The sequence below is a fragment of the Pseudohaemophilus parahaemolyticus genome (assembly GCF_938021905.1).
In the GTDB taxonomy this organism is placed as follows: Bacteria; Pseudomonadota; Gammaproteobacteria; order Enterobacterales; family Pasteurellaceae; genus Haemophilus_A; species Haemophilus_A parahaemolyticus_B.
Window position 1 is genome coordinate 18,147 of sequence record NZ_CALIFA010000013.1, and the last position, 10,049, is coordinate 28,195.

The following is a 10,049-nucleotide window of genomic DNA, read 5'->3' on the forward strand; positions in this document are numbered from 1 at the left end:
GATTGTTAGGTTTACATAAAAATGTAGGACGAAGTGTTGAGCTTCGTCCTTTTTTATCGTACACATTCCACAATTTCAGAAATATCACAATCTAAAACTTCACAGATTTTTAAAAGCACATCTGTTGTCACATTTTCGTTATTTCGTAATTTATAAAATGTACTCTTGCTGATCCCCGATAAGAGTATTAGATCTTTGTGCTTCATTTCTCTATCGATAAGTAATTTCCATAACTTTTTGTAGCATAGTGTCATTATATATCCTTTTAAAACTAGAAAAAGTTTTCTATATCGAACTTTTTTCATATAATAAAAAACATCTTGATTTTCATAAAGATGTATTGTACTGTATATATAAACAATTTTTTAAGATTCTTATGATTGAAATAAAAGATAAACAGCTCACAGGATTACGCTTTATTGACCTTTTTGCAGGATTAGGAGGCTTTAGACTTGCTTTAGAATCTTGCGGTGCTGAGTGCGTTTATTCTAATGAATGGGATAAATATGCACAAGAAGTATATGAGATGAATTTTGGGGAAAAGCCTGAGGGCGACATTACCCAGGTAGATGAGAAAACCATTCCTGATCACGATATTTTATGTGCAGGTTTTCCGTGCCAAGCATTTTCTATTAGCGGAAAGCAGAAAGGCTTTGAGGATAGCAGAGGTACGCTCTTTTTTGATATTGCACGTATTGTCCGTGAAAAAAAACCTAAAGTGGTTTTTATGGAAAATGTGAAGAATTTTGCTTCGCACGATAATGGAAATACGCTAGAAGTTGTAAAAAATACAATGAATGAATTGGACTATTCTTTTCACGCTAAAGTGTTAAATGCTTTAGATTATGGAATTCCACAGAAAAGAGAACGTATCTATATGATTTGTTTTCGCAATGATCTCAATATTCAAAATTTCCAATTTCCAAAACCTTTTGAGCTTAATACTTTTGTGAAAGATTTGTTATTACCTGATAGCGAGGTGGAACACTTAGTTATTGATAGAAAAGATTTGGTAATGACAAACCAAGAAATTGAGCAAACAACCCCCAAAACAGTTCGACTTGGTATTGTAGGAAAAGGTGGGCAAGGAGAACGAATTTATAGCACAAGAGGCATTGCAATTACCTTATCTGCTTATGGTGGCGGCATTTTCGCTAAGACTGGGGGATATTTAGTAAACGGGAAGACACGGAAATTACACCCGAGAGAATGTGCTAGAATAATGGGATACCCAGATAGTTATAAAGTCCACCCCTCAACCAGCCAAGCATATAAACAATTTGGTAACTCAGTTGTTATCAATGTACTTCAATATATTGCTTATAACATTGGTTCATCATTAAATTTCAAACCATATTAAATTGAAAGGGGCATAGCCCCTTAGCAATTATAAAGAAATAGCTGCTTCAAAAGCTTTTCTATCTTCATTAAGAATAAATAGAGAAATATTATTTTTTAATGATATTGAAAAGATAACATTAGCATTAAAAGTATTAGATAAAATCTTAACGTGATAAGCTCCATTATTCTCTTTAATTAAAAAATCTTTATCATCTCCTGAAATTCTTTTATCGTGAATGTTCTCGTCAGAATGAAGTTCCAACCCCTTCATCGTATAAAAGATGCCTTCTTTATCTAACGCCTGTTTGAAGTCAGGAAGGCTTTTCGAATTGAGATGTCTTGAACCGCTTTTTTTTATTCTGTATGTACAAGATACGTTAAAGTAATGCTCGAAGTGTTCAATAGGAAATATAATAAAATCACCATTAGAAGTAATAAAGAATTTCACACTTTTACTTTTATAATATTCCTTAATCCAATTTACAAATACAGATTCAGGTAATGGAATAATTTTCCCTTTAGTAGATAAATTAGCATATTCAGAGAAATTTTCTGACATAAATTGTATTATTTCTTGAGTATAGGGATTTATTTTACTCTTATTTTTCGGTGAATAATCAAATTTATATTCAGCTCTATTAGGAATTAAAACAAATTGACCACATTGGGAATGTGGCATTTTTGCTTCTATATAGAATGGGTTATTTCCTGTAAAAAGAATATCACTTGCTGTAGAATCACTTTCGCCTTTTTTCACAAATTTGTTCCCATAAGTTTTATTTAAATAAGTAACACAAAAAACTTCAAATTCTTTCCAATTCATTTTCATTCCTTAATAAATTGCTGATTTTTAGTACAAGGGTAAATGACACATAGATTGCGTGGGATTATGCAATTTGTGGCAATGTAAACCCAACACAACTATTGCTAAAATCATTCTAGCAGATAACGCTCTGAAATTACGTATCTACAAATATGATCTATAACCCTTTCGGTACTATCTTTTCAAAATTTCCTAAAAAACACTTGCATAATTATGCAAAAATTCATAATATTCATTCAATTCATTTAGTTTACTTAACAGGATTTAACGAATGGCAATTCGTCTTCATCACGTCAATTTTTTCTATGGCAGCAACCAAGCACTTTTTGACATCAACCTTGATGTTGAAAAAGGCGATGTCGTGGTATTGCTTGGCCCATCTGGGGCAGGGAAAAGTACGCTTATTCGCACACTGAATTTATTGGAAGTACCGCAAGAAGGTACGCTGGAAGTGGCGAAACATAGCTTTAATTTATCCGCCAAAATGGATGCAAAACAGATAGCACTACTTCGTCGTGAAGTGGGAATGGTTTTCCAACAATACCATTTATGGAACCATTTAACCGTGCTACAAAACTTAATTGAAGCACCGATGAAAGTGTTGGGAATATCGAAAGAAGAAGCGATTACACAGGCAAAAGCCCATTTAGAACGTTTACGTTTAGGCGAATTTGCTGATCGTTTTCCGCTTCAACTTTCAGGTGGTCAGCAACAGCGTGTGGCAATTGCTCGTGCTTTGATGATGCAACCGCAGGTGTTGTTATTTGATGAACCAACCGCAGCGCTTGACCCAGAAATCACCGCTCAAGTGGTTGATATTATTAAGGAATTGAAAAATACAGGCATCACGCAGGTAATCGTAACGCACGAAGTGGGCGTAGCTCGCAAAGTGGCAACCAAAGTGGTGTATATGGAGAAAGGGCATATTATTGAGCAAGGCGATTCAAGTTGTTTTGAACAGCCAAAAACCGCAGAGTTTGCTCAATATCTTTCTCATTCTGAATAATTAAACACATATTTAATAAGGACTTTCTTATGAAAAAATTACTTATCGCATCCGCTATTGCATTCGCAACTTTCTCCGCACAAGCAAAAGATTTAACTTTCGCGATGGAGCCAAGCTACCCACCATTTGAAACAACCAACGAAAAAGGTGAAATCATCGGTTTTGACGTCGATATTGCCAATGCAATTTGTAAAGAAATCCAAGCAAACTGCTCATTCAAAAGTCTCTCTTTTGACGGCTTAGTGCAGGCGGTAAAACAAAAACGTATCGATGGTGTAATTTCCGCAATGGACATCACTGAAGCACGTAGCAAACAAGTGCTTTTCTCTGATGCCTACTATGATAGCTCAGCAAGTTTCATTGCCCTAAAAGGCAAAGCAGATTTAAATACGGCTAAAAACGTAGGCGTGCAAAACGGGACAACCTTCCAACAATATGTTGTAGCCGAAGCAAAACAATATGCACCAAAAGCCTATAACTCAATTCAAGATTCAATCTTAGACTTAAAAAATGGGCGTATTGATTTAATCTTCGGTGATACTGCCGTATTAGCCGATATACTTTCAAAAGAAACAGATTTAACCTTTGTGGGCGAAAAAGTGACTAACCCAAAATACTTTGGTAATGGTTTGGGGATTGCGATCAACAAAGGCAACAAAGATCTTGTTGATGAGTTAAACAAAGGTTTAGCAACCATCAAAGCGAACGGCGAATACCAAAAAATCTACGATAAATGGATGACAAACAAGTAAGCTATGTTTACCGAATATCTTCCTTTAATTTACAGTGCAACGCTCATGACGCTTGGACTTGCACTGGCGTCTCTTGTCGTCGGCTTATTACTTTCCATTCTTTTTGTAAGTTTGGAGATGAATAAGACCGCTTGCATTAGCAAACCAACCACGGTTTTCCTCACTTTAATGCGTGGTTTACCTGAAATCTTGGTCGTGTTGTTAATCTATTTCGGTTCAACTGAGCTGATCGAAAAAATCACAGGTGAATACATCGAATTTAGTGCTTTTAACAGCGGTGTGCTAGCGTTAAGCTTAATTTTTGCTGCTTATGCTTCACAATCACTGCGTGGGGCAATTCAAGCGATTCCGAACGGACAGTGGGAAAGTGGTGCGGTGTTAGGTTTAAGTCGCAGTTACACTTTCTTGCATATCATTATGCCTCAAGTATGGCGACACGCCTTGCCAGGGCTAAGCAACCAATGGCTAGTATTGCTGAAAGATACCGCCTTAGTTTCGCTTATCGGCGTTGATGACTTAATGCGTCAAGCAGACTTAATCAACACCAATGAACACCAACCCTTTACGTGGTATGGCTTTGCAGCATTGATTTATCTTGCGATTACTTTAATTAGTCAAGTGATTATTCGCCGTCTTGAACTGCGTTTCACCCGTTTTGAGCGAGGAGGCAAATAATGTGGGATTATTTCTTAGTGATCGCCCAAGGTATTCCAACGAGCCTCAGCCTAATGGCTGTTTCGCTCATCATTGCCTTTGTGTTGGCGATTATCTTCACCTTTGTGCTTTCAATGGAAAGCAAAATCTTGAAAGGATTTGTGAACGGCTATTTGATGTTATTCACAGGCACCCCGCTTTTGGTGCAATTCTTCCTGATTTATAGCGGGCCTGGGCAATTTGAATGGCTCACGCAAAGCCCACTTTGGGCATTGTTCTCAGATGCGTGGTTTTGTGCAGTATTGGCTTTAGCTCTTAATAGTGCGGCATACTCAACGCAACTTTTCCACGGAGCAGTAAAAGCGATTCCGAAAGGACAATGGGAAACTTGTGCCGCGCTTGGTTTAAGCCGTTTAGATACGCTCAAAATCTTGATTCCGTATGCGTTAAAACGAGCGTTACCTTCTTACAGCAACGAAATCATTTTGGTTTTCAAAGGCACATCACTTGCCTCAACCATCACGATTTTAGATATTATGGGCTACGCTAAACAGCTCTACGGCACGGAATATGATGCCATTACCATTTACGGTATCGCAGGGGCAATTTATCTTGTTATCACTGGCATTATGACTGTACTATTGCGTAAATTAGAACATAAAGTGCTGGCATTTGAGCGAGTGTAACTTTCTACAAGCGGTCAATTTCTGGCATAAATTTGCAATCTTGCTTGATCTTTCACACAAAGGGCGTATTATTCGCCCCTTGTTTTTTCTGGGTTCCCTAACCCCAACTTCAACTAAAAAAGGAAAATTATGCATTACCCCATTCCATTTTCTGATCCGCAAAAGCGATCTTCTCTGAAACTTTTAGCCTTTTTCCACATTTTTATCTTAACTATCAGCAATTTCTTGGTACAACGCACCTTTGAAATTCCTGTCCCCTTTACTGATTATACCATCCCAACCACGTGGGGCACATTCACATTCCCGTTTATCTTTTTAGCAACAGATTTAACGGTGCGGGTATTTGGTGCTGAATTAGCGCGCAAAATCATCTTCGTCGTTATGTTCCCAGCCTTGTTGATTAGCTATGTGATTTCCGTGCTGTTTTTTGAAACGCAGTTCCAAGGTTTCTCCGCACTGAGCGAGTTTAATTTCTTTGTGTTCCGCATCGCACTAGCCAGTTTTAGCGGTTATGTGGTAGGGCAAATTTTAGATATTTTGGTGTTTAACCGCCTACGCCAAAGCAAATCGTGGTGGCTTGCACCAACGTGCTCGACCATTTTCGGCACGATGATCGACACTTTCGTCTTCTTTACAGTGGCATTCTATCAAAGCGAAGATGCTTATATGGCAGAGCATTGGTTTACCATCGGGACGGTTGATTACGCGTTCAAGCTTTTTGTCAGCTTGTTGTTATTCTTACCGCTTTATGGCGTGGTGCTAAAAGTTATTATGCAAAAATTCCATTTGAAATAGATATTTCAACCGCTTGTAGGGCTTGCATTGCTTGCCCTACGCTCACTTTTCTACGCTTTTTTCAAGCTTATCATTCCGCCCAGCAAAATCAGTAACGCGCCGAGTACAAAAGCAGTTGATAATTGCCACGTGAAAGTGCGAACACCGAGTTGGCGTATAATGGTAGCCGCTGCCAAACCAATAAAACCGAGCATACCCACAGCACTTACCACGGAAGCAATTAAATATGCACTTACTACCACACCGATGAAGCGTAATTTTCCCACAGGTACACCAAGGCTTTTAGCATTGCTGTCGTTTAAAGCAAGAATAGTCAGTGGACGACGCAAGGCGAAAATTAAGGCAAAACTAACTGCACTTTGCACGAACAATAATTGGCTATCACGCCAGCTTTCCTGCACTAATGAGCCAGCGCCCCACTGCACTAAACCACACGATTCTTCGGGGTAGAACAACATCATAATGCCTGTGAATGAGCCGAAATAGAGGTTTACCACTAAGCCCGCTAGAATCAATAACAACGGCGACATCGTTTTGCGCATTGCTAATGTCATCACCAATAACAGACTTAAAGCTGCCCCCACCAAAGCAATTAAACTTGCACCATATGCTAACCACGTAGGGGCGAAAATTGCTACTAAAAACAGGCTGAATTGTGCACCGCTGTTGATCCCAAGTGTACTGTCAGACGCCAATGGGTTGCCCATTACCTGCTGTAATAATAGGCTGGCAAAGGCAAGGCTACCGCCTGCCAATAAGGCGATAGCAATGCGCGGTAAAGTGTAGCTTTGGAGTAACAATAGTTCAAGATTATCACTAGTGTGGAATAGCTACTCCGACAAAAGCACAGCCAAGTACAAGCACTAAAAAGAGCGTGCGATTTACCATTCTTCGCCTCCGTCTAATAATCCATTAGTGAAAATCATCACAAAGCGATCTGCTGATGGTAACGCTCCGAATGCCCACACCGCAGGCAGAATAAGGGGCTCTTTTGCCATCGGCAAATGTTACCACAATGTGTTATGGGTTAATGCCTCTGCGATATTATTGGGGTAAGGCTTAATCACTACAAAGCGGGTGTTTTTCGGCAATTTTGCTAGTTCGGTAATTTCAATGTTTTGGAAGCCCCAATAATTTACTTCCCGTCCATAAGCATTCTGAAAACCGAGTTGATGAATGACTGCTCCAAGTAAACTGTTTTCGCCATAAATACGCAGATGGCGGGTATCAATAAACTGCACTAAGGCAACAGGGCGATCGGTGAACGGTTGCAATAGCGGACGGAAATCAGCAATTTTTTGTTCATAACTTTTAAATAAGTTTTCTACCGACTCAGGTTTGCCAATAATCTTGCCGATTTTTTGTGTAGCAGTTACCACGTTTTCCCACGTATCGCCAGCTTTGTAAAATTCCACGTTATACACCTTGCCGTAAGGGGCTAATTTTTCGTTCAATGCTGCATAAAACGGGCTGTGAATAAAAACAAGCGGTCGATTTTCGGTAATCTTTTGCGAAGAGGTAATCCGCTCAAAATTGGGCTGTAAGCGAATACCTAAGTCCAATGTATTTTCAGGGTAATTTCGGTTCCATCACCCAAGTTTGATAACTCTGTACATCACCTACGGCAAGAGGGGGGGCACCTAAAGCTAATAACGTTTCTGCGACAGACCAATCCACGGTAGCAAATTTGGCTTGTGGCTCGCTTGCAATAGCGTGATGTGTGCAGAAAAGTGTAATGATAAAAACTAACGTTTTTTTGATGAAATTCGACATATTAATAAAAGCTCACAGGTCGATGGGTTTCTGGATGGTCGATCACATTGAGTTCAATGCCATAAATTTGTTGTAGAGAAGGGGAATTAACGATCTCGTGCGCATTGCCTTGGACTAATAATTTACTACTATGCAACGCCACTAAATGATCGCAAAAGCGAGATGCTAAATTGATGTCGTGGATCACCACGCTCACGCCTAAATTGAGTTCACGGCTGAGTTGATGCACCAATTGCATGACTTCCACCTGATGCGCAATATCAAGTGCAGCTAAGGGTTCATCTAGCAATAAAAATTGGCTTTGCTGTGCCAATAACATTGCCAACCAAATTCGTGAACGCTCACCGCCAGAAAGGGTATCTACCAGCTGATCAGAAAATTTCTCCGTATGGGTGAGCTGTATAGCACGAGTAATCGTTTCTTTATCAGCTTCTATTTCTCGTCCAAACAGCCCATTCCACGCATAACGCCCCATTGCAATCAGTTCCTTTGCAGTCACATTGGTTGCTTGCGGCAAATGTTGCGGCAAATAAGCCACACGCTTGGCAAAGTCACGACTATTCCAACTTTTAATCGAACGATTATCGAGTAGAATATCTCCCCCCGAAATTGGCTGCTGACGTGCCATCAATTTAATTAAGGTTGATTTACCCGAGCCATTATGCCCAATCAGCCCGTATACCTTTCCCGCTTCAAACGAAAGCGAAATCGGCTGTAATAATGTACGTTGCGGAATGGAAAAAGAAACTTGTTGAAGTTGAAACACAGAGAATCCAAAATAAAATAAAAAGAATTATTCTAGTTGATAATTATTATTTCAAATGTGAAGTTATTCCGAATAAATTAAATTTTTAGAAGAAAATTGGGGATTACACCGAAAAAAGGTATAATCTCCTTAATTTTTTTACGATAAAGAGAACATTATGAGCAATATTCCATTAAGAAACGAACAAGAAATCGAGAAACTTCGCGAAGTCTGCAAATTGGCTTCCGATGTGTTAGTGATGATCGAACCTTATGTAAAAGAGGGCGTGAGCACAGGCGAATTAGATCGTATTTGTCACAAATATATGGTTAATGAGCAGAAAGTGATTCCTGCTTGTTTAAACTATCACGGTTTCCCAAAAGCGACTTGCATTTCAGTCAATGAAGTGGTTTGTCACGGGATTCCAAGCGATGATAAAAAGCTGAAAAAAGGAGACATCGTGAACATTGATGTAACGGTGATCAAAGACGGCTATTTCGGCGATAACTCAAAAATGTATGTGGTGGGTGAGCCTTCTATTCGTGATAAACGCTTGTTAGAAGTAACACAAGAATCACTTTACATTGGCTTACGCCAAGTAAAACCAGGTATCCGCTTAAAAGAGATTGGCACAGCGATTCAAAAATATGTGGAAAAAGAAGGCTTCTCTGTGGTGCGTGAATACTGCGGTCATGGCGTAGGCACAGAGTTCCACTGCGATCCACAAGTGTTACACTACAACGGTGATGATGGTGGCGTGGTGCTAAAAGAAGGCATGGTGTTTACCATTGAACCGATGGTCAATGCAGGTAAAAAAGAGATCCGCACGATGAATGATGGTTGGACGGTAAAAACCAAAGACCGTAGTCACTCGGCTCAATATGAGCATCAAATTGTGGTAACCAAAGATGGTTGCGAAGTAATGACCATTCGTGATGAAGAAATTGCCGAAGGGCGAATTTCACACATTATGAAAAACGCATAAAACCAATATGAAAGCCTATAAACTTTGCAATTCTGGTCTGCCCTAAAAAGTTGGGCAAAGATGCTTACTCTATCAATTAGCCTGTTTAGGCTAGAACTAAGGTGGAAGCGGCTATTCAATGAAAATAATAAGCTGAAATGGTTTTATTTATATTGACAGGCGACTTTTCCTTATTTAGCTATCTTAACCTAAATAGAATTTTTAGTCGTTATCTAGGACAGCCCCGATTTTTTCAAATTTCAGGTAAAATTAAACCGCTTGTTAGCAAAAACATGATCTGCACCCCAAAACCTGGACACCTAATTTGAAGTGCAGATTATGCCCTACTCTTATCAATTTCGTTTGAAAATTATCAAACTTGATCGCCTTATACAAGCCTTCAAACCCCGAAAATAGTGAAGCCAAAGATGAAAAAGAAAGACATTAAAACTCCAGAAACTACAGACTTTTCACCTAAAGCGTTTAAAAAGTTACAACGAGAGCTCGCCT

The 10,049-nt window shown here is 39.2% G+C and carries 10 protein-coding genes and 3 pseudogenes; 8 read left to right on the forward strand and 5 right to left on the reverse strand.

The genetic code is table 11. The features are described 5' to 3' along the window. Window positions 1–53: 53 nt before the first annotated feature. Window positions 54–254: a helix-turn-helix domain-containing protein gene (locus tag QMF79_RS00800; RefSeq protein ID WP_039863319.1), complete on the reverse strand. Its 201-nt coding sequence runs from the start codon at window positions 252–254 to the stop codon at window positions 54–56. On the opposite strand from QMF79_RS00800, the gene QMF79_RS00805 reads away from it, so the two are divergent. Further along, window positions 248–1,360 (forward strand): DNA cytosine methyltransferase, encoded by a 1,113-nt coding sequence (locus QMF79_RS00805; RefSeq protein ID WP_281772378.1) that lies wholly within the window; start codon window positions 248–250, stop codon window positions 1,358–1,360. The two genes, QMF79_RS00800 and QMF79_RS00805, sit on opposite strands and share 7 nt — an antisense overlap. A 27-nt stretch (window positions 1,361–1,387) precedes the next feature. On the opposite strand, the gene QMF79_RS00810 is transcribed toward QMF79_RS00805, so the two are convergent. Further along, the gene (locus QMF79_RS00810; RefSeq protein ID WP_281772379.1) at window positions 1,388–2,164 is read right to left on the reverse strand and encodes a hypothetical protein; all 777 of its coding nucleotides are present in this window, start codon (window positions 2,162–2,164) and stop codon (window positions 1,388–1,390) included. A 271-nt stretch (window positions 2,165–2,435) separates the two neighbouring features. Between QMF79_RS00810 and artP the strand changes: the two genes are divergently transcribed. The 5 genes from artP to QMF79_RS00835 all read left to right on the forward strand — a co-directional run bounded on the left by artP (window position 2,436) and on the right by QMF79_RS00835 (window position 6,057). Beyond that, window positions 2,436–3,170, forward strand: coding sequence for an arginine ABC transporter ATP-binding protein ArtP (gene artP, locus QMF79_RS00815; protein WP_281772380.1), 735 nt, complete (start codon window positions 2,436–2,438; stop codon window positions 3,168–3,170). 29 nt (window positions 3,171–3,199) lie between these two features. After that, window positions 3,200–3,922: a transporter substrate-binding domain-containing protein gene (locus tag QMF79_RS00820; protein ID WP_281772381.1), complete on the forward strand. Its 723-nt coding sequence runs from the start codon at window positions 3,200–3,202 to the stop codon at window positions 3,920–3,922. Between the two features lie 3 nt (window positions 3,923–3,925). Continuing rightward, window positions 3,926–4,597 carry an arginine ABC transporter permease ArtQ gene (gene artQ / locus QMF79_RS00825; RefSeq protein WP_281772382.1) on the forward strand — a complete coding sequence of 224 codons (672 nt, stop codon included), beginning with the start codon at window positions 3,926–3,928 and terminating at the stop codon, window positions 4,595–4,597. Next, window positions 4,597–5,262, forward strand: a complete 666-nt coding sequence (gene artM, locus QMF79_RS00830; RefSeq protein ID WP_281772383.1) for an arginine ABC transporter permease ArtM — start codon at window positions 4,597–4,599, stop codon at window positions 5,260–5,262. The genes artQ and artM overlap by 1 nt, the downstream gene beginning before the upstream one ends. 129 nt (window positions 5,263–5,391) lie before the next feature. Then, entirely contained in the window at window positions 5,392–6,057 is a 666-nt protein-coding gene (locus QMF79_RS00835) for a 7-cyano-7-deazaguanine/7-aminomethyl-7-deazaguanine transporter (protein ID WP_281772384.1), read from the forward strand. A gap of 68 nt (window positions 6,058–6,125) precedes the next feature. Here QMF79_RS00835 and QMF79_RS00840 read toward each other — a convergent pair. From QMF79_RS00840 to QMF79_RS00850, 3 genes and pseudogenes are all read right to left on the reverse strand, one after another. After that, window positions 6,126–6,887 (reverse strand): annotated as a pseudogene (locus QMF79_RS00840) (iron chelate uptake ABC transporter family permease subunit); the annotation flags it as partial. A 51-nt stretch (window positions 6,888–6,938) separates the two neighbouring features. Then, window positions 6,939–7,818: pseudogene (locus tag QMF79_RS00845) on the reverse strand (iron-siderophore ABC transporter substrate-binding protein). Window positions 7,819–7,831: 13 nt separating this feature from the next. Continuing rightward, a complete protein-coding gene (locus QMF79_RS00850; protein WP_281772385.1) occupies window positions 7,832–8,596 on the reverse strand; it encodes an ATP-binding cassette domain-containing protein in 765 nt (254 codons plus the stop codon). Between the two features lie 157 nt (window positions 8,597–8,753). Between QMF79_RS00850 and map the strand changes: the two genes are divergently transcribed. Both map and QMF79_RS00860 read left to right on the forward strand, forming a co-directional pair. Further along, a complete protein-coding gene (map, locus tag QMF79_RS00855; protein ID WP_281772386.1) occupies window positions 8,754–9,560 on the forward strand; it encodes a type I methionyl aminopeptidase in 807 nt (268 codons plus the stop codon). Window positions 9,561–9,922: 362 nt separating this feature from the next. Continuing rightward, a pseudogene (locus QMF79_RS00860) lies at window positions 9,923–10,049 on the forward strand (transposase); the annotation flags it as partial.

Bases quoted from the DNA above. Each gene is read 5' to 3' on its own strand.
- QMF79_RS00820 (WP_281772381.1), top strand. From the start codon at position 3,200: ATGAAAAAATTACTTATCGCATCCGCTATTGCATTCGCAACTTTCTCC.
- artQ (WP_281772382.1), top strand. From the start codon at position 3,926: ATGTTTACCGAATATCTTCCTTTAATTTACAGTGCAACGCTCATGACG.
- QMF79_RS00800 (WP_039863319.1), bottom strand. From the start codon at position 254: ATGACACTATGCTACAAAAAGTTATGGAAATTACTTATCGATAGAGAA.
- map (WP_281772386.1), top strand. From the start codon at position 8,754: ATGAGCAATATTCCATTAAGAAACGAACAAGAAATCGAGAAACTTCGC.
- QMF79_RS00810 (WP_281772379.1), bottom strand. From the start codon at position 2,164: ATGAATTGGAAAGAATTTGAAGTTTTTTGTGTTACTTATTTAAATAAA.
- artP (WP_281772380.1), top strand. From the start codon at position 2,436: ATGGCAATTCGTCTTCATCACGTCAATTTTTTCTATGGCAGCAACCAA.
- QMF79_RS00835 (WP_281772384.1), top strand. From the start codon at position 5,392: ATGCATTACCCCATTCCATTTTCTGATCCGCAAAAGCGATCTTCTCTG.
- artM (WP_281772383.1), top strand. From the start codon at position 4,597: ATGTGGGATTATTTCTTAGTGATCGCCCAAGGTATTCCAACGAGCCTC.